The following is a 19,443-nucleotide window of genomic DNA, read 5'->3' as shown; positions in this document are numbered from 1 at the left end:
GATAGGAAATATCTATTTTTTGAAAATACCGATCAAAAAATAGATGACTTGAACTTCCATCAAACATTATTTTCTAATCCATCTAAAATTCAGTTGAATTTCGCTTGAGTTGATTTGGATGAAATAGAGCCCTGGCCTTAGCCGTTTCAAATCTGAGATTAGCTGCGGAGAGTCTAAGGATTCTTGAATTAAGGATGTTCCATTTTTATGGAAGACCTTGATCTCTGCAGTCTGAGGGTCAATTTCGGTAGGAAGTTTCAGGTGTAATGGACCTGTTGTATAAGGGTTTGGATATATAATACCATTCTCTGGAATTGAATTTATTGGGTTTAACCTGACTGTGGTAGACCAAGAGATCAGATCAGTCGTCTCTTCCACATGCTTGATGCGGTAAAAATAAGTCTTGAATTTTTTTGCCGTGACATCCTGCCAATCGTATCTGCCTTGCTTCTCAGGATCCGATTCAACCGCACCCAAGAGATCCCATGTGTCTAATGGATTTTCACTTCTGTAAACTTCAAACTGCCCAGCTTTTTCATCTCTGACCTTCCACCTAATTTTCGGAGCAGATTCTTTCCAGCTTGCTTCGAAATCAAAGAACTCAATTGGAAGAATACTCAAGGTTCGGAAACTACCGATGGTAAAATTTACGCCCGGAAAGTCATTTATGGGTACCTCTCTTCTTGCCCAAAGTCTGACAGGGTCGAGGCCCGAAATGTTATTTCCAGGTGCCGCATAGCCGGTTCCAACAATCCGAAGGTCATCTACATCATCTACGATCAATTGATCTGCTGAAATTCGAAGCTCCAATAAGTTTGGACTAGGGTTAAATCCCGAAAATTGGAAATAGGAAAATAAGCGGTAGAGAATGTCAGTTCCATCTGTATCCTGAAATCCTGCATTGAAATCGGCTCCTTCAAATTCGGTGAAGGTAATTTCTAAATCACCTCCAGCCGTTGTACCCAAAAGCTGCACTAGCCTTTCTCCTCCGTTAGCCACATCTTCAAATGGGAAGGTGCCATTTGTAGCAGTAAGTGTAGTGGGTAGATTGGAGTAAATAAATGAATTGGCATTTTTCCAAGTTCCGCCGGAATAGTTGATACCTCCGATTCCGGAAGAGTTTACCGTTAGGGTATTCCCATTTAGATTTAGACTTCCACTTTGTAAAAAAAGTGTCTCGGTCACATTCAAGTCAGCTTCGATAGTCAAGTCCCCGGCAGGTTTATTGAGTGACATGTTTTGAGAGGTCAGTAAAAAGTTTTCGATTTGCTGATCTCCATTTCCTACAAAGTATAAGTGTGAGCTCGTGGCTGTGATTTCCCCCGTCCCACTTTGTCGAAGATCTCCGAGGATGAAAAGATCGGAAGGCAAAATTAAATCTTCAGACCCTTGTAATTCGAGGTTGCGAATCGCATTTGGGATAGCTGCATCAGGATAGGTAGAAGCTAGAAATGTCTTGGTGCTGCTTCCGCCACGATGGATTATGGTGCCATTCAGTTGAAAGTTTGCTGCTTCGATTTCTGGGGTTTCGCCTTCGAGGATTAGTTCTGCCCCATTTTGAAGGACGAATTGCAAAGCACTGATCGAGCCCGATCGGAAAAGAATCTCATCATTGCATTCGGAAATTAATTGGGCGCCGGGCTCTATGATTAATTCTCCAAAAGGGCCTGCCGCAACTGTCGGATTGGTGTTAAAAGAGAGTGTAGAGCATCTGGCTGGATTGACACTTGTGTTTAATTTTTGTAATAAAATACCTGACCGAATGACGAAGCTCAAGGCTTTGATTGCTGTTTCTATCGTCAATTCCTGTCCCGGGCCGGGATCAAATATTACGCTGTAGCGACTATTTGTGGATTGAGCACTCCAGGCACCTTGTGGAGTAATTACTCTGCTTGAGCCTCGAAATGTCAAAGTAGAAGAAATCGAGTTTCCTATCCAGTTAGTCGAAGCATTTGTGCCATCAGGTGTTCCTGGTGCAGCTCCCGAAAAGGCTTGGAGAGTGCCATAAACATCTAAATTAAATCCATTCAGGTTTAACTTTTGACCTGCTCCAGCTTCGGCATTGATAAATAAACTTTTGACTGCTTCGTTTTGAGTGAGTGTAAGAGTGTGGGTTTGGTCGATGTAGATATCGTGATTTTGATTGGGTAGAAAGCTGGCTGCCGCCCAAGTGCTGCCATCAAAGATTTCCCAAATGTTGAGATTATTAAAATTGCCGGTCGAAACAGTCCGAAATGCTCCGGTTTCTTGGGCATAGAGAACCGCGCAAGTCAAGCACATGACTCCAAAAGCCGACATAATCCTGTATATTCGGCATCGGAAAAATATCCGTAGGCACATCGTTTTGTCCCTCATATCCAAAGTAAGAAGTGTTGAAAAAGGACAATTAAGTTAATACAATGAAATCAAAAAAGAAAGTTATCGGTCTGATTATTTTTCTCTTAGTTAGTCAGGTCTATGTCTCTCAAGCTCAGTTATATCGAATCAGTTTGCTGACCTGTGATCCGGGAGATGAGCTCTACATGGCTTTTGGACATAGCGCCATTCGTGTGCTGGATAATATCAAGGGTACGGACTATGTATTCAACTACGGTACCTTCAATTTCAATACACCCAATTTCTACGGGAAATTTGCAGGAGGTAGGCTGGATTACATGCTTAGCGTGAGTACTTATGCAGATTTTGTGGCGACCTATACTCGAGAGAAGCGGTCCATTCGAGAACAAGTGTTGAATTTAAGTCTGGAGCAGGAAAAGTATATGGTGGAGTTTCTTCAGGTCAATTACCTTCCTGAGCGGCGGTACTATCGCTACGATTTCTTTTTTGATAATTGTGCCACCCGAATTCGGGATGCGATGGATTTGGTATTAGGTGACAAATTGGTCTGGAATGATGAGGGTGCCGATAAATCCGAAAAGACCTTCCGAAACTTGATCGATGAATATGTTTTGAATATGCCTTGGGCTGACTTGGGGATAGATTTGGCTCTAGGGGCAGTGATCGACCGGGATGCTACGGCACAGGAGGAGCAGTTTTTGCCTGATTACATGGAAAAAGCCTTTGCGAGAGCAAGTATCGTAGGGGATGGTCCGACTAGACCACTTGTGAAGGAGAATCATGTCATTTTGGATTTCCCTAGACAAAATGCCACAATGCCAAGTCTGAATCCCTACTGGCTTTTTTGGCTGGTGGCAGTTGTATTTACAGTGATTACCTATATCGGCTTCAAGCGAAAGCGCTTGTTTATCGGCTTTGATGTAGCCCTATTTTCGATCTTGGGTATTTTGGGCATAGTCATCTTTTTGCTTTGGTTTGCTACAGAGCATTCAGCCACGCAGTGGAACTGGAATATTCTTTGGGCTTTTCCTGGGCATTTGATATTAGCTTTTGCCTTGCTTCGCAAAAATCTAAAACCTTGGGTGCGTCATTACCTGCTTGCAGCTTTGATTTTGGCTGATGCGGCTGTGGTTTTCTGGATTCTGGGATTCCAGTCCTTTCACCCAAGCCTTATTCCAATTTTACTTGTAGTGATTCTTCGCACGAATTATCTGTACTATAATGTCGATAGGTATAAAGCTATTTCTGCCTAATTCAGATTTGCCCAAACTATTATTGCCCCAAAAGGTGTTTGTAGAAAAGTATGGAATTTAAAATCACATCAGACTATCAGCCTACTGGAGATCAGCCAAAGGCAATCAAAGAATTGACTAATGGGGTCAATGAGGGTGATGAAGCACAGGTGCTCTTGGGAGTGACAGGTTCGGGAAAGACTTTCACGATAGCCAATGTAATTCAGGAGGTTCAAAAACCCACCTTGATTTTGAGTCATAACAAGACCCTTGCCGCTCAACTTTATGGGGAATTCAAGCAATTTTTTCCAGAAAATGCAGTCGAATATTTCATTTCATACTATGATTACTATCAGCCTGAGGCCTTTATTCCCAGTTCAGGTACTTATATAGAAAAGGACCTTTCGATCAATGAAGAGATCGAAAAATTGCGACTTAGTGCAACCTCTTCTTTGCTTACCGGGCGTAGAGATGTGATTGTGGTGGCTTCAGTTTCCTGTATCTATGGTATTGGAAATCCAGAAGAGTTTGGGAAAAGTGTGATCCGGCTCCAAGAAGGAGATCGAATTCCCAGAAATCAACTTTTATTCAAGTTGGTGGATATTTTGTATTCTCGAACTCAACAGGAATTGACCCATGGTACTTTCCGAGTAAAAGGTGATACAGTGGATATTTTTGTTGCCTATGCGGATTGGGGCTATAGGATTTTCTTTTGGGGGGATGAGATTGAGGCAATTCAGCGGATCGATCCGGCTAGCGGTAAGAAGTTGAACGATGAAAAGATCATTTCTATTTTCCCGGCAAATCTTTTCGTAACAGGACGTGACACCATTGACAAAGCCATTCATGAAATCCAGGATGATATGGTCGCTCAGGTTAATTTCTTCGAAAAGGAGGGGAAATTCATTGAAGCTAAGCGCTTGCAGGAGCGGACTGAATTTGATCTGGAAATGATCCGGGAGTTAGGCTATTGCTCAGGTGTGGAGAACTATTCCCGCTACTTTGATCGCCGTCAACCGGGAATGCGTCCTTTCTGTCTTTTGGACTATTTCCCGGATGATTACCTGCTTGTGATTGATGAATCGCATGTCACGGTGCCGCAGGTTCGGGCAATGTGGGGAGGAGACCGATCCCGAAAAGTTAATTTAGTGGATTTTGGATTTCGTTTGCCCTCAGCTTTGGACAACCGTCCCCTGAAATTCGATGAATTCGAAAACCTGACCAATCAGGTCATTTATGTCTCAGCCACGCCGGCAGATTATGAACTTGCGAAAACGGAAGGGGTGGTCGTTGAGCAAATTATCCGTCCAACAGGTCTGCTAGATCCTACCATCGAAGTTCGCCCCAGCCAAAATCAAATCGATGATCTGCTTGAGGAAATTGATCAGACGATCAAGCAAGATGCACGAGTATTGGTCACTACCTTGACCAAACGGATGGCCGAGGAACTGCAAAAGTACCTAGAACGTGCCGGGGTGAAATCCCGCTATATACACTCCGAGGTGAAAACCCTTGATCGGGTGGAGATACTTCGGGAATTGCGTTTGGGAATCTTTGATGTTCTGGTTGGAGTGAACTTGCTTCGGGAAGGGCTTGACTTGCCTGAAGTGGCGCTTGTTGCCATTTTGGATGCAGACAAGGAGGGTTTCCTTCGAAATGAGCGAAGTTTGGTACAGACGATAGGCCGGGCTGCACGTAACTCAGAAGGCCGGGTAATCATGTATGCAGATCATATCACGGATTCCATGCAAATGGCAATTGATGAGACCAAAAGGAGAAGATCCCTGCAGATGGCCTACAATGAAGAGCATGGCATTACGCCAAAAACTGTCATCAAGTCCAGAGATAAAATCATGGGGCAAACCAAGGTGGCTGATTCGAAGAAAAATGCCAAAGTTTACGCCGAACCTATGCCAGGTGAGACTGCTATCGCAGCTGATCCGGTAGTACAATATCTCGGAAAAGAGAAACTGGAAAAACTGATTGCTCAGACACAAAAGCAGATGGAAAAGGCAGCCAAGGAATTGAACTTTATGGAAGCTGCCCGTCTCCGCGATGAGTGGATGGCACTCAAAAATAGACTTGCTCAGCTGGAGCAAGGACCCAAGAAATAAAAAAACATTATGACACTTCAAGAGGTCAAAAGACTTGCTGCTCAGGGCGAGGGGCTTCGACTGGAATTCAAAAAGAAGGTCGCCTTTCCGGAAAAAATTGTCCGGGAGCTTATTGCCCTTGCCAATACCGAAGGAGGTAAATTGCTTTTGGGTGTTGATGATGATGGGACAGTCAGTGGGCAGCGCTTTATCGAAGAGGAAGTGTTTGTCTTAAAGCGGGCTATTGAAGATTATATTCTCCCCAGCTTTGAGTATGAAGTGGAGATGATCAAAATCAACGAGAAGAAGGGAGTGGCTATTTTTGATATCCCAAAAAGTAATGGTAATGCTTACCACTTAATGGATGGAAATCGGAAAAAAGCCTACATCCGGGTGGAAGACAGAAGTGTGCAGGCCAGTCGGGAAGTCTGGGAAATTCTCAAACGTCGACATCATCAGCGAGATATTGTTTTTACTTACGGGCCAAAGGAGGAAAAGCTGATGAGGGTTTTGGGAGAAAATGGAAAAGTAACCCTTCGCGAATACATCAGAGAGGCGAAGCTTCCAAAATTTCTAGCCAGTAAAACCTTGGTGAGACTGGTTTTGGCAAATGTCTTGGAAATTCACCCGGAAGAGTCTGAGGACTATTTTACCTTGAAAGAGTAGGGAGCTTGATTCCTGTTTGAAAAGTAAACCCTTCATTTCCCTGTAAGCCACCCGAGTGAATGGCTAAGATTTTTGATCCTCTCGGGAAAAAGTCTTTTTCGATCAAGTCCCAAATCCCTGCAAGCATCTTTCCGGTGTAAATTGGATCAATGATAATCCCGAATTTCTCGTAAAACCACCAAATAAAATCGATTAGAGATTGTCTGTATTTGGCATAGCCACCAAAATGGTAATCCGTGAATATTTGATGTTGAATGCTAAGGTCTAGCCCAAAGACCTTACTCAAATCAGTGATTTCTTTGTGAATGAATTCACCCTTCAAAGTGGAGAAACCCAAGATGTTTTGTCCAAGACTTGCTGATTGAATCAAACCCAAGAAAGTACCTGCAGTACCAATAGAAGTTCCGATATGAGTGAAGCTTTCATCCTCATCCGAAAGTATCTCACTGGTGCCTCGTATGGCTTCTGCATTGGTTCCACCCTCCGGAATAAGATAAAATTCCCCAAACTTTTTCTTCAAACCCTTGATGAAACCCTCCTCCTTTTTTCTTCTAAAATCTTCTCGATTCACGTAGTGAAGCTGCATCCCTTTTTCTGTAGCAGCTTTCAGGGTAGGATTTAACGGTAAAGTTTCTTCACCCCGAATGATACCAATAGATTTTATTCCAAGAGCAAATGCCGCTTGGGATACTGCATGAATATGATTGGAATAAGCACCGCCAAAGGTTAGGAGTGTATGATGATCTTCAGCTTGAGCTTTTGCTAAGTTGTATTTGAGCTTGAAAAATTTATTTCCCGGTACCAAGTCATGGATCAAGTCCAAGCGTTTAATGGATAATTCGAGCCCTTTTACTTCCAAAAGAGGATGATCTAAAGGCTGATTAACAATGGGATTGGGCCTAAGCATGCTTGAATTTTGGGAAAGTTAAGCTACTTCCGTGTATTTTTACAGGATGAATCAGCAACCCGAAGAGGAATTTGAGGACGAGGAAGTAGCAGCCCTTTACGAACATTACCATATCAAGGTAGACAAAGGACAATCTCCGATCCGTATTGACAAATTCCTCACCGAGAAAGTGGCTTTCGCAACGCGTAATAAAGTGCAGCAGGCCATAGACAATAGCTTCGTGCTTGTCAATGGCCAATCTACCAAAGCAAATTACAAGATCAAGCCACTGGATGAGATCCGAGTCATGTTTCCACAAGAACCACGGGATACCGAGGTAATTCCTGAAAATATTCCCTTGGATATCGTCTACGAAGATACGGATTTGCTGGTAGTCAATAAACCTGCCGGAATGGTAGTTCATCCAGCACATGGCAACTGGTCGGGCACATTGGTGAATGGGCTGGTTTATCATTTTCAGCAACTTCCCGAGATGAAGGGGAATGTGGGCCGACCCGGATTGGTTCATCGAATCGATAAGGATACCTCTGGCCTTCTGGTGATCGCCAAGAAAGAGGAGGCCATGACGCATCTTGCGGTGCAGTTTTATCATCATACCATTGAGCGAAAATACATAGCCTTAGTCTGGGGCGAGATGGAGGAGAAGTCAGGGACCATCACCGGCCATGTAGGAAGAAGTGCCAAAGACCGAAAAATAATGGATGTCTTTCCTGATGGAAGTCAGGGAAAACATGCCGTAACCCATTGGGAAGTAATCAATAATCTACGCTATGTCAGTTTGATTTCCTGTCAGCTCGAAACCGGAAGAACACATCAAATCCGTGCTCACATGAAATATTTTGGGCATCCCTTATTCAGCGATGCAATGTATGGTGGGGATAAAATCCGGAAAGGGACTCAGTTTTCAAAGTATAAGTCTTTCGTAGAGAATTGTTTTCAAATCATGCCAAGACAAGCTCTTCATGCAAAGTCCTTAGGCTTCAAGCATCCCCGTACTGGAGAAAACATGTATTTCGAAGCGCCACTACCGGAAGATTTTTCGGCTGTATTAGCTAAGTGGGAGCATTATGTACAATATGAATAGGCTGTTGATTTTTTAAAAATCTGATTTTTCTTAGTAATCCCTCTTCTTAAAAGCTCCTGTATCTGGATGATAATTAGCGAGTTGGTGCCCAGAATCTGATATCGATCTGAATGAATACCCCATTTCTATAAAAAATATTCATTGAAAATAAGTCAAAAATAAGACTGGAATCAGTTTCAATTTTAACGAATCGGTATATTTAAAACGATTTCATTAAATAAAATGTAAATTTTTGATAAATTTTTTAGATTATTTTCAAAAAAGAATCCTTTTGCTGTATATTTGAAACAGTCAAACGGCTAAAAGTTTTAGTATCATACTGTAGGATGTTGAAATTGGCAGACAAGCCCTCCTGTCTCGGGGGTGGAGATGAAAGGACAAAGCATTTATCGAGCTCGTGAATGCCTAACTTCTCCGTGGAGGTTCGAATCCTTCTCCTACAGCAGGTTATTTTGGGTTTATTGTTAATTGATTAAAACCATGAAATTGTTTTTCATGGTTTTTTTTTGCCCCTAGGTCTCAGATTTCTTAGTTGAATTGAAGATTTGTTAATGAAGCTTTGATTTTTAGATATTCTATTTTTGAAACTATATCAAAAACAGCTATTAAATAAAAATAATGTAAAAAATTAGAAAAATTTTTGCAAAAAGGGTAATAAAAGGATCATTTTATTAATTTTGAATCATCAAGAGTTAGCAATTGAAATATCGCAAAACGATGCGATCTATACTTGAAAAGCGGCGCGTAAGCAATGGAGACAGACGACTTTTTCGACTGTAAGTTATTCGCCGCTTCTTTTCTGAATTAAATGACCAAAGGTCACCAAGATATAATCCTGTAGGATGTTGAAATTGGCAGACAAGCCCTCCTGTCTCGGGGGTGGAGATAAGGGAAAAAGCATGGCTCAAACCGGACTATTGCCTAACTGCTCCGTGGAGGTTCGAATCCTTCTCCTACAGCAAAAAGCAGCAAGAAATTGCTGCTTTTTTATTTTTTAGAGCGGATTTAGTTATTTTTCACAAAATACCTCAGCATGATCAAAGGAATACGAGATAAACTCAGCCATCATCCTCGGCGTAAGCGGGTTTTGCGGTTTTTGATCTATCTCCTGCTCAGTCTTCTCTTTTTGGAGTTCTTTTTTTATTTCGGTTCTAATCTACTTTTTCTTAATTGGGCGCGGACAAAAGTTAATGAAGCAACAGGGGGAGTCTATCAGGTAGAGTTTAATCGTTTGAATTTTTCACTGTTTCGACGTGGAGTATTCCTAAATGGGATCGTCCTTCGTCCGGATCCCAATACAGCTGCCAATGAAAATCAAGTCTTGTTTGATTTTCAATTGGATGAATTGGGAATTCGTAATCTCTGGTTTGATTGGGATCAAAAAATCCTGGAAGTAGGAAATATTCGTCTTGAGAATCCGAATCTTTCACTTCAACTTCCTCCTGAATTGGAAGAAAGCGATTCTCTGGACCAAGAAGAAGTGTCAGCAGTACGCCGACTTGAAAATGAAATCAAAAAGAGTATTGATAAGTTGATCTTTGGTGGGGTGATTATCGATGAAATCTTGATCGCCGACGCAGACTTGTTCTTTTTTAACTTTCTCAGTAAAAAATCCATCAATGCCAAGAATACCAGTCTCCATGTATTTGATGTGGATTGGAGCGAATCTGGAGACTGGGTTACCCCGTTCAATGCCAAAGGTTTTGAGTTTGAACTGGAACAAGTGGAGTTTTCACTGCCGGATAAGGTTCATTCCATTTTTGCCGAAAAAGCCTTTGTTACCTCATTGGATAGCCGTATTTCAGTTGAGAAGTTTTCCCTAAAACCTGATAAAACTATAGACGCGCCTGTCTATTATGAGCTTTTCCTTGATGAATTACGGATAGGGAATGTGGATTTAAACCGTGCTTTCAGACAATCTGAGCTGGAAATTGATGAGGTTATTCTAAACAAGCCCTCCGTTCAAGTTACCAGAAATGAAAATCTCGGGAAAAGTGTCCAAAAGAGTGGTGACCTCAATGAGTTGATTGATGGGTTGCTTAAGTCTATTTATATAAAAGAACTGTCTGTTCGCGAGGGGGATTTTTTGACTGGAGGACTTTTGGATAGTCTTCATAACCGGATAGAGGCAGGCCAAGTGGAGTTCAAGATGGTTGAATTCTATCTAGGTGAGGATCAGGAGAGAAGACAGAATCAATTTTTTTATGGGAAAGATGCTGCCATGGAATTGGGGGAATTTGTCCTGTACCTATCGGATGATTATCACCTAATTCGGGGTGGGAAAGTAATGGCTAGTTCCTTTTTGGACCGAATCGAGGTGTCAAGATTTGAGCTAGTCGAGAGGCCGGAAATAAACCCTGACATAGTTCCCAATCAGCGGTTTGATATCAAGCTTGAGACCGTGGAGATGGAGGCTGCTGAATTGAAAAAGCTCTACAACGAGGGGATATTGGATGTAGATCGAATTGCCTTAGTGGCACCTGAAGTGGAAATCACGGATCTACGAAAGGCTAGCTCAGATGAAGTCAAAAAAGTGAGGAGGAATATCTGGGAAGGGTATTTGTCAGAGGCAAATATTGGGAATTTTGACTTGATTGATGGTCGGGTCCAATTCAAGAATGCAACAGGATTAAGATCGGATGATGTAGCCTTTGAGCGTATCAGTTTGAGCCTTGAGGATGTCAAAGTGTCACTGGATTCCGTGCTTGAAATCCAAGATGCCTTTCTTGCGGAAGAAGTGGTCTTGAGTTTGGATAAGTATCGACTCAAGCTTCGGGATAATCTTCACGTTTTCGAAGCAGGGGAGGTGATTGTCGATTCGAAGCGTGACTTGATTGAGTTAAAAGACTTTACCTTGAGACCGGAAAATCCTGAGAATATTTCGGATGTTTTGGATGCCTATGGTAAAAGTGTGGCATTGAATTTCAAGGTTCCCAGCTTTCAGGTTAGAGGAGTTGATATCAGGGCAGCCCTGCTGGAAGAGAGATTGGATATAAGAGAGATTTTTGTCCTTGGCCCCGAGTTTGACTATAGAAAATATCGAAAAACATCTGAATCTTCCCGAGGGGACGGGCCAAGTTCTGTGGATGATTTTCAGGGACTTCTTTCTTCTTATTTCAGGTCAGTTTCTATTGATTCGGTCCGATTTGAAGAAGGGAAGCTTGACTTTTTTGATTTTTCTGGAAGAAGGGAAATCAGTTTTTCCGAAGAGGATCTATCCCTTTACCTGAAGAATTTTTACTTCGAAGAAGGAATGGAAAACGATACTTCTAAAACCTTCTTTTCTGATGAAATCATTCTTGATTTGGCGGATTACTCCTTTGTTCTAGCCCAGGGTGATTATGATGTGACGACTAATCACCTTCAATTTGATACCAAGAAAAAGCGTCTTTCAATCGATACCCTGACACTCATTCCAGGTGAAAATCTTTCCAGTAAAATCGCCTTGTCCTTGCAGCTTCCGATGGTGGAGTTGGATGGGGTAGATTTAGAAGATTTTTTATTCAATGATCGTCTTGAGCTCAATCGTCTTCGGGTGAATGGAAGCTCGATTAATTTGGAAGTTAATCCGGATTATATTCGCAATGCGGGCGAACAGGCAAGAAGAAACCAAGCGAGAAGCGAAAGAAGAGTGCTCAAGGAGGTAAGCATAGAGGAAGTAATTGCCACTAATTCTAATTTTAACCTGCTCTATCGCTACGGGCAAAGGGGGGAGCAATCCATCAATACTGATTTTGATCTGTCGATTCAGGATTTGAATTTAGGTGAAGAGATGGACCTGAGGCGTGATGCTTCTCAGCTCTTCGGACAGTTGGCCATTTCTCTCAATGAGTTTCAATTCAATCTCCCAGATAGTATTCATCAACTGGTATTTTCCAATCTTTCTTTTGATAGTGAAAAAGATGAGACTGTTCTTTCTGGCATCACGATAGCTCCGATCGATCGCTTGAATAAAACGCCCTTTTTTCTGGAAGGTAGCATAGCTGAAATCGGTATTTCCAATAATGATTTGAGTCTGATTCAGGAAACCGGTGTATTTGATATTGAAAAGCTTCGTATCTCTCAACCTAAGCTAAGTGTCATTCGGGACAAAGATGCTCCAAAGATCAAGAAAGAATCCAAATCTAATGAAACTGATTCAGCAGGTTTGATTCAGTCCATTCTCCTTCAGTCCATAGAAATACAAGAAGGACAAATAAAAATTGAAGACCTAAACACGGGAGCGATCAATGGACTAGGCTTCAATGAGGTCAATGCAGAAATCAATGCATTGAATTGGAATCTGACCCAAATGGGGGATGTAAAGATCCTTGAATCACTTTTAGAAAGTAAATCTTTTCTTTCATTCGGGGATTATGAGATTTTCACCAAAGACAGTATGGAGTCTATTCGTGTGGGAAAAGTAGTTTTTGATGGAGAGAATTTTGAAATGGATCAGGTTCGCTATGCGCCGACTATGGGGCGCTATGCCTATTTGAGAGAAAAAGGCTTCCAAACGGATGCGGTAGATTTAAATATCGACCGGCTTAGAATAGAAGGGATTGACTATTCTGCCTACTTTGTGGATGGGCTGATTAAAGCTAGGAAATTCAGAGGCGATGATTTTCGACTGGATATTTTCCGCGATAAGCGACTTCCATTGCCAGAAAATGTCTATAAACCCATGCCTCAGGTTTTGCTAAGCCAAGCACCTGTATCGGTACTTTTGGATACAGTGGTTTTAGAGAATGGTCGAATCCGCTACCAGGAATTTACGGAAGGTTCTCAGCTTCCCGGACAGATAGTCTTTGAGGAAGTGGCCGCAGGAATCGCGCCGGCAGCTACCAGTACTGAAGGATCATCATACCCATTGAAGGAATTGGATTTGATTGCAACTGCTAAGCTGATGGGAGAGGGGGAAATCAATCTTCAAAGCCGTCTATTTTTCGAAGATCCCTATCCCATGGATGTAACGCTGCAGCTCGGTGCTATGCCTTTGGAAAAGTTGAATGGGATATTGGCAAAAGCGGCATTTCTAAACACCCGTGAAGATGCCCAGGTGGTGATGGGAGATTGGAGTTTTCGGCTAGATGATGAGGAAGCTATCGGAAAAATGCGCTTTCATTATGAGGATTTGAAAATTGATTTTCTGGACTCACTGACTTTGGAAAAAGGAAAAGGCAAGCTGGCCTTAATGAGTTTTCTGGGGAATACCTTGATCAAAAATAACAACCCGCGGAAACTTTTCGGGAATACGGTTTTATCTGATATTTACTTCAAAAGAGACACGACAAAGTTTGTGTTCAGCACTTGGTGGAAAGCTACCCTAAGTGGTCTCAAGGGTTCGGTTGGACTAGGACAGCCGGCTATACCGGTCCGGAAAGAAGAGGAGGAGTAATCGTCCTTTTGGAGGATCTAAACCATTTCTTTAATAAAAAAATCCCGTTTTGAACAGAATTGAATTCCTGCCCAAAACGGGGTTTTGGAGATTAAATGAAATGCTTTAGTCCAGCTTTCCTTCGGTGTCTTTAAAATCTCCAATTACTCTTGCACCGCTGTTGATTTGAACATCACCGTAGATGGTGATGACATTATCTTCACCGACAAACTCTAAGGTAGCTCCGCTATTTAGTCTCAAATCGCCGTAGATTACCGTGCTTCCTGTCAATCGAAGTGTTGAATTACTATTAACATTGATGCTGGTGTTTTTGCGATACTGGCCAAAGGCAAAGGATCCTACTACATGCATCAGTCCATTGCTATTGATATTGAGGTTATTCTCAATGGCCAAGGATCCACAGAATAGAAACTCTCCGCCGATATTTACATTTTTCAATTGAGTAGAACCGCTATAGGCTGCTTTTTCATTTCCGTTGATGTTGAGATTGGAATTTCCACGATAAGGATCCAAGCCTTCGCAACTAACTCCTGAGCCTTCATCATCCTCATCGTCGTCGTCATCATCATACTTTTTGATTTTTAGAATTTGAATACCTCCATTTCCTGTAGCCACGAAGATAAACTCATCCTCAAAACGGACGAAATTTGACGAACCGTCAAGATCCAAAACTCCATATAGTTCTACATCATCCTCATCGTCTACATCGGCGATAGAGATACCTGCAGCCCCGTTTGCCATGAATAGTAGCTCATCGTCCACAGAAACAGCATTTGTCACCACATCGCCCGGCTCTACATTCTCTGGGTTGATGGGAATACCAACTAGGCTTTCTTCCTGACCATTTGACATTCGATAGATACCGGCTCCATTTCTTCCCTTTGCGATATAAAGATACCCGTCTTCAATATCGATAGTTCGCTTGGCTTGGGCTTCATCTGACTCGGTATTGATGCTACTAACCTCGCTCAATGAGTTGGCATTAAGAACTACAGCTCCCGACGTTCCATCCAAAATTGCAATGCGATTGTCTTCGTGAGCAACACTTCTCAAGTCACCGCTTTCACGCTCTTCAAGTTTGTCAAAGCCCCGGTCAAAAAGTGTCAAGGCTCCATCGCTACCACTGACAATAGCGGTAAACTGACTGCTGGCAGTGACATCAGTGGCCACAAATCCAGGGACTGAAAAATATCGGAAATCAGAAGTAAACTGTCCATCAGAGACACTTACCACTCCAAGATTGGCAGGGCCATCGACATCCATCTGATCGATATCCATTCCCATGGCTAGGAACAATAACCCATCTCGATATTCTACTGCGCTGACATCAGCATGCTTGAAAATCACCTGTGAGACTATCTTTGGTTTGTAGGCATCAGAAATATCTATGATTTCTACTGCGCCTAGAAATGTCGGTCCGGCAGTATTGTACGCCAGATAAGCGTACTCATCATCAATATCTACATGGGTGGCCTGCAGAGTATTGCCTTCATATACTGGAGAGGAAGCTTGGGATACAAGTACCAGAGATATTTTCTCAGCATCATCATCATCCAAAACTCTCCCCGAAGGATTAGATGGAGCGGTGATTCCTATCACGCCTCCGCCCTCAAGGCTTAGACGTTGACTCAACTCATCGGAGTTGGTATTTATTAGTACAGTTGGGTCTGACGGATTTTCAATCGGGTCATTACATGCAAAAATCGTAGCTGTCATAAACGCTGCGAGTAGCAAAGCATTTATTTCACTGTTATGTTTTAATTTCATATCTTGTAAAATGTTTTTTGTAATTATATAAATGAAATATAAAATTCAGCTTTTTTATTATTGGTTATTAATTATTTAAAATCGCTCGAATATAAATTAAGTAAATTATATAATCCAAAAATTATTTTATATAAAATTTTAAATATTTTAGCATGCGTATATTTCATAACTATTATTTTGTTGTTTGTTGATAAATCAATGTTAGTAAATTGATTTTTTGAGTAATTCGGCATTTTTTTCAAAATCCTGAATAAAAAAATCAGCCTTCCTTGATACCACAGACTATCCTTCCATAGGGTCCCGGTCTGTGGAGACACAGACCGAGGCGAAACCTCCGTTATTTCACCGAACGAAGTGAGGTGTATTTCGCGATGCGTGTTCCAATCGTATTTCCAATAACTATGTACTTCATTGTCTGCCATCTTGTCACTTTTTCTCAATTGGAACAGGCATTGATAATTCCCCTTTGTCAATAATTGTATTCACTAAAACGATTTATACCATGCAGGAAAAAGGTACCATCTCGATTCATACCGAGAACATTTTCCCCATTATCAAAAAATTCCTCTACTCAGATCATGAGATTTTTCTTCGCGAATTGGTTTCCAATGCCGTCGATGCTACTCAGAAAATCAAGCGTTTGGCGACATTGGGTCAGTACAAAGGCGAATTGGGTGATATCACCGTGGAGGTTTCCTTCGATGAGAAAAAGAAAACCATCACCATCTCGGACAAAGGTCTTGGGATGACTGCAGAGGAGATCAAAAAGTACATCAATCAGATCGCCTTCTCCGGTGCGACTGAGTTTGTCGAGAAGTTCAAAGACGCCAAAGATGCCAATGAAATCATCGGTAAGTTTGGTTTGGGATTCTATTCTGCCTTTATGGTGGCCAAAAATGTAGAAATCCATACGCTTTCCTATCAAGATGGGGCCGAACCTGCCTTTTGGACTTGCGACGGTTCTACCGAGTTTGAGATCAAAAAAGGCAAGCGAAAAACCCGCGGTACAGATATCATTCTTCACATCAACGAGGACTCAGAAGAGTTTCTCGACAAGTGGAAGCTGCAGGGAATTCTGGACAAATACTGCAAATTCCTGCCTGTTCCGATCAAGTTTGGCACCAAGAGCGAATCCGTAGAGGACGGTGTCGATGACAAAGGCGAGAAGAAGTGGAAATCCGTCGAAGTGGACAATATCATCAATACCACTTCCCCGATTTGGACCAAGTCGCCCAGTGATTTGAAGGATGAGGACTACTTGAATTTTTACAAGGAACTCTATCCCATGAGCGAGGATCCGCTTTTCTGGATTCACCTGAATGTGGACTATCCATTCAACTTGACCGGAGTATTGTACTTCCCGAAAGTGAAGAACGAATTCGAATTGCAGCGCAATAAAATCAAACTTTTCAGCCGTCAGGTATTCATCACCGACGAGGTGAAGGATATTGTGCCTGAGTTTTTGATGCTTTTGCACGGGGTAATTGATTCTCCGGATATTCCATTGAATGTATCCCGAAGCTTCTTGCAGGCGGATGGAAATGTGAAGAAGATCAATAACTACATCACCAAAAAAGTAGCGGACAAACTTTCCGAACTGTATAAAAAAGACCGGAAAGCCTACGAGGCTAAGTGGAATGATATTGGCCTTTTTGTGAAATACGGAATGATCTCTGAGGATAAGTTCTACGAAAAAGGCAAGGAATTTACTCTGCTAAAAAATACCAAGGACGAATACTTTACCCTTGACGAATACACCGATAAAGTCAAAGCCATTCAGACCAATAAAGACGATCAGACGATCTTCTTGTATGCGACGGATGTAGATAAGCAAGATAGTTTCATAGCTTCGGCCAATAAAAAGGATTACGATGTGTTGATTTTGGATTCGCCGATCGACAGTCACTTTATTCAGCATATCGAAACCAAGCTCGACAAAACCCAATTGAAGCGAGTCGATGCTGATGTGGTGGAAAAACTGATTCAGAAAGAAGATTCTTATGCCAACTTGCTTACCGAAGATCAAAGCAAGCAGGTGAAGGAACTCTTCGAAAAAGCGATCGATAACAAGTCCTACTCGGTAGAGATCGAAGGACTTAGCCCGGAGGAAATGCCGGTCACCATCACCATGGAAGAGTGGATGCGTCGAATGAAAGACATGGCCCAGACGGGCGGTGGAGGCCCGATGAGCTTTTACGGACAGATGCCGGACAGTTACAAAGTGGCGATCAACGGAAACCATCCCGTGGTGGACAAGATTCTGAAAGCCGAAGGCGAAGAAGCCCAATTGCAACTCGCCAAGCAAGCTTTTGATCTAGCCAAGCTTTCTCAAGGCTTGCTGACTGGAAAAGATCTGACTGCCTTTGTGAAGCGCAGTGTGGAGTTGATCTAAAACCTTTGAGGTCTCAGAGACCTCGAAGTAAAACCAATTTAATAGAGAAGGAAATTTTTCCTAAATCCCCGTCAAATCGATGGGGATTTTTTATTCCCCACTCCCGTACTAGGCTATTCCAAGAATTGGGTTATTTTTGTTTATGCTTTCCAAAAAGACCAAGTACGCCCTGCACGCCCTGACCTATCTCGGCAAGCATCGGGATGAAAAGACCGTTCTGATCCATGATATTGCCGAGGAGCATGGAATTTCCCATAAATTTCTGGAGAATATTCTGCTCGAACTCAAAAAGGCCGGGATCCTCGGTAGCAAAAAAGGAAAAGGTGGAGGTTACTACTTGATCAAAGATCCCAAGGAGATTCCGCTATCCAAAGTCATTCGACTCCTTGATGGACCCATTGCCCTGCTTCCCTGTGTCAGCCTCAACTACTACGAACCTTGCTCCGAATGCAAGGACGAGGCCACTTGCGGGATCAATAAAGTCATGATTCAAGTTCGTGATGAGACGCTTAAAATACTGGAAAACAAGACCTTAGAAGATATTTTAAAAACTTAACAAATTTTTTTCCTATAAAGTCTATAAAAAAGATAGGGTTTATATACTTTTGCTTTCACAATTCGTGAAAAACGCATGATTCTAGACCAACCACTTAAGAAGGTATTCGAAACCAAGCCTGGGAAAGACAGCAATCTGAAAAGCTTGCTGAAGTCCATTTCCTGGCGAATCGTCGGAACCTTAGATACCATCATCATTTCATTCATTATCACCGGTCAGTTGACGATGGCCTTGTCAATCGGTTCGGTGGAGGTGATATCGAAGATTTTACTCTACTATCTCCATGAGCGGGTCTGGGAGTCCGCCACCAAAACCAAAACAGCAGATGCAGAAAAAGAATATGCAAGATCTTGAGCGCCGCTTAGATCTATTAAGCGCTGGTGAAGGCTTAGCGCTGATCGCGGATCTCTTCTCTGGGAAAGTGGTTTTTTCGACTTCACTGGGTCAAGAAGATCAGGTGATCACCCAGTTGATCGCTTCTCAAAATCTCCCGATTCAGATCTTTTCGCTGGATACGGGCAGACTGTTTCCGGAAACCTTGGAGCTCTTGGCACGAACTGAAAGCAAATACAAGACTCGCATCATGGTTTACTATCCCGAGCGGGAGTCTGTTGAACATTTGGTGACGGATATCGGAATCAATGGCTTTTATGAGTCAGTCGAAAACCGCAAATCCTGCTGCTATGTACGCAAAGTGGAGCCTTTGAAAAGAGCCTTGGCTGGAAATGAAGTTTGGGTAACTGGTCTTCGGGCCGAGCAAAGCGCCAATCGAAACTCCATGAAACGAATCGAATGGGATGAAGCCAATCAAATCCTGAAATACAATCCGCTGTTGGATTGGTCTTTTGATCAAATGATAGCCTACATCGAGGAGTATAAGATTCCGTACAATCCGCTGCATGACAAAGGGTACATCAGTATCGGTTGTGCTCCCTGTACGCGAGCCATTCTTCCCGGAGAAGATCCCCGCGCCGGAAGATGGTGGTGGGAGAATTCAAAAAAGGAGTGTGGGTTGCACAGCAAGTGACCGAT

12 protein-coding genes are annotated in these 19,443 nt (G+C 42.4%); 9 read left to right on the top strand and 3 right to left on the bottom strand.

Annotated elements, in window-relative coordinates; translation table 11 throughout:
- Window positions 1–66 precede the first annotated feature (66 nt).
- Window positions 67–2,298: a T9SS type A sorting domain-containing protein gene (locus OU792_RS10665; protein WP_166669355.1), complete on the bottom strand. Its 2,232-nt coding sequence runs from the start codon at window positions 2,296–2,298 to the stop codon at window positions 67–69.
- A 101-nt stretch (window positions 2,299–2,399) separates the two neighbouring features.
- Between OU792_RS10665 and OU792_RS10660 the strand changes: the two genes are divergently transcribed.
- From OU792_RS10660 to OU792_RS10650, 3 genes are read left to right on the top strand one after another with little or no spacing between them, the layout of a single operon-like run.
- Complete coding sequence (locus OU792_RS10660; protein WP_134199644.1) at window positions 2,400–3,590, top strand: lipoprotein N-acyltransferase Lnb domain-containing protein; 1,191 nt, start codon at window positions 2,400–2,402, stop codon at window positions 3,588–3,590.
- 50 nt (window positions 3,591–3,640) lie between these two features.
- Complete coding sequence (uvrB, locus tag OU792_RS10655) at window positions 3,641–5,683, top strand: excinuclease ABC subunit UvrB (RefSeq protein WP_134199646.1); 2,043 nt, start codon at window positions 3,641–3,643, stop codon at window positions 5,681–5,683.
- Between the two features lie 9 nt (window positions 5,684–5,692).
- Complete coding sequence (locus OU792_RS10650; protein ID WP_134199648.1) at window positions 5,693–6,328, top strand: AlbA family DNA-binding domain-containing protein; 636 nt, start codon at window positions 5,693–5,695, stop codon at window positions 6,326–6,328.
- On the opposite strand, the gene OU792_RS10645 is transcribed toward OU792_RS10650, so the two are convergent.
- Complete coding sequence (locus OU792_RS10645; protein ID WP_274670156.1) at window positions 6,312–7,235, bottom strand: 1-aminocyclopropane-1-carboxylate deaminase/D-cysteine desulfhydrase; 924 nt, start codon at window positions 7,233–7,235, stop codon at window positions 6,312–6,314. The two genes, OU792_RS10650 and OU792_RS10645, sit on opposite strands and share 17 nt — an antisense overlap.
- A gap of 46 nt (window positions 7,236–7,281) precedes the next feature.
- Between OU792_RS10645 and OU792_RS10640 the strand changes: the two genes are divergently transcribed.
- Together OU792_RS10640 and OU792_RS10635 are read left to right on the top strand one after the other, a co-directional pair.
- The gene (locus tag OU792_RS10640; protein WP_274670155.1) at window positions 7,282–8,319 is read left to right on the top strand and encodes an RluA family pseudouridine synthase; all 1,038 of its coding nucleotides are present in this window, start codon (window positions 7,282–7,284) and stop codon (window positions 8,317–8,319) included.
- Between the two features lie 1,033 nt (window positions 8,320–9,352).
- Window positions 9,353–13,696: a hypothetical protein gene (locus tag OU792_RS10635; RefSeq protein ID WP_274670154.1), complete on the top strand. Its 4,344-nt coding sequence runs from the start codon at window positions 9,353–9,355 to the stop codon at window positions 13,694–13,696.
- Window positions 13,697–13,801: 105 nt separating this feature from the next.
- On the opposite strand, the gene OU792_RS10630 is transcribed toward OU792_RS10635, so the two are convergent.
- Complete coding sequence (locus OU792_RS10630; RefSeq protein ID WP_274670153.1) at window positions 13,802–15,463, bottom strand: hypothetical protein; 1,662 nt, start codon at window positions 15,461–15,463, stop codon at window positions 13,802–13,804.
- Window positions 15,464–15,965: 502 nt separating this feature from the next.
- Between OU792_RS10630 and htpG the strand changes: the two genes are divergently transcribed.
- The 4 genes from htpG to OU792_RS10610 all read left to right on the top strand — a co-directional run bounded on the left by htpG (window position 15,966) and on the right by OU792_RS10610 (window position 19,438).
- Window positions 15,966–17,855 (top strand): molecular chaperone HtpG, encoded by a 1,890-nt coding sequence (htpG, locus tag OU792_RS10625; RefSeq protein WP_134199655.1) that lies wholly within the window; start codon window positions 15,966–15,968, stop codon window positions 17,853–17,855.
- A 142-nt stretch (window positions 17,856–17,997) separates the two neighbouring features.
- Complete coding sequence (locus tag OU792_RS10620) at window positions 17,998–18,411, top strand: RrF2 family transcriptional regulator (protein WP_026947750.1); 414 nt, start codon at window positions 17,998–18,000, stop codon at window positions 18,409–18,411.
- A 75-nt stretch (window positions 18,412–18,486) separates the two neighbouring features.
- Window positions 18,487–18,765 (top strand): DUF2061 domain-containing protein, encoded by a 279-nt coding sequence (locus tag OU792_RS10615; protein WP_134199656.1) that lies wholly within the window; start codon window positions 18,487–18,489, stop codon window positions 18,763–18,765.
- The gene (locus OU792_RS10610) at window positions 18,737–19,438 is read left to right on the top strand and encodes a phosphoadenylyl-sulfate reductase (protein ID WP_134199658.1); all 702 of its coding nucleotides are present in this window, start codon (window positions 18,737–18,739) and stop codon (window positions 19,436–19,438) included. Before OU792_RS10615 ends, OU792_RS10610 begins: the two co-directional genes overlap by 29 nt.
- The last annotated feature ends 5 nt before the right edge of the window (window positions 19,439–19,443 follow it).

The sequence above is a fragment of the Algoriphagus sp. NF genome (assembly GCF_028823735.1).
Classification (GTDB): domain Bacteria; phylum Bacteroidota; class Bacteroidia; order Cytophagales; family Cyclobacteriaceae; genus Algoriphagus; species Algoriphagus marincola.
Note: the sequence above shows the minus strand (reverse complement) of the source record. Positions and strands in the feature narration are given on the sequence as shown.

Excerpts from the sequence above, each read along its gene's own strand:
- OU792_RS10630 (WP_274670153.1), bottom strand. The coding sequence starts at position 15,463 with ATGAAATTAAAACATAACAGTGAAATAAATGCTTTGCTACTCGCAGCG.
- OU792_RS10635 (WP_274670154.1), top strand. The coding sequence starts at position 9,353 with ATGATCAAAGGAATACGAGATAAACTCAGCCATCATCCTCGGCGTAAG.
- OU792_RS10610 (WP_134199658.1), top strand. The coding sequence starts at position 18,737 with ATGCAGAAAAAGAATATGCAAGATCTTGAGCGCCGCTTAGATCTATTA.
- OU792_RS10620 (WP_026947750.1), top strand. The coding sequence starts at position 17,998 with ATGCTTTCCAAAAAGACCAAGTACGCCCTGCACGCCCTGACCTATCTC.
- OU792_RS10645 (WP_274670156.1), bottom strand. The coding sequence starts at position 7,235 with ATGCTTAGGCCCAATCCCATTGTTAATCAGCCTTTAGATCATCCTCTT.
- OU792_RS10665 (WP_166669355.1), bottom strand. The coding sequence starts at position 2,298 with ATGTCGGCTTTTGGAGTCATGTGCTTGACTTGCGCGGTTCTCTATGCC.
- uvrB (WP_134199646.1), top strand. The coding sequence starts at position 3,641 with ATGGAATTTAAAATCACATCAGACTATCAGCCTACTGGAGATCAGCCA.
- OU792_RS10650 (WP_134199648.1), top strand. The coding sequence starts at position 5,693 with ATGACACTTCAAGAGGTCAAAAGACTTGCTGCTCAGGGCGAGGGGCTT.
- OU792_RS10640 (WP_274670155.1), top strand. The coding sequence starts at position 7,282 with ATGAATCAGCAACCCGAAGAGGAATTTGAGGACGAGGAAGTAGCAGCC.
- OU792_RS10615 (WP_134199656.1), top strand. The coding sequence starts at position 18,487 with ATGATTCTAGACCAACCACTTAAGAAGGTATTCGAAACCAAGCCTGGG.
- OU792_RS10660 (WP_134199644.1), top strand. The coding sequence starts at position 2,400 with ATGAAATCAAAAAAGAAAGTTATCGGTCTGATTATTTTTCTCTTAGTT.
- htpG (WP_134199655.1), top strand. The coding sequence starts at position 15,966 with ATGCAGGAAAAAGGTACCATCTCGATTCATACCGAGAACATTTTCCCC.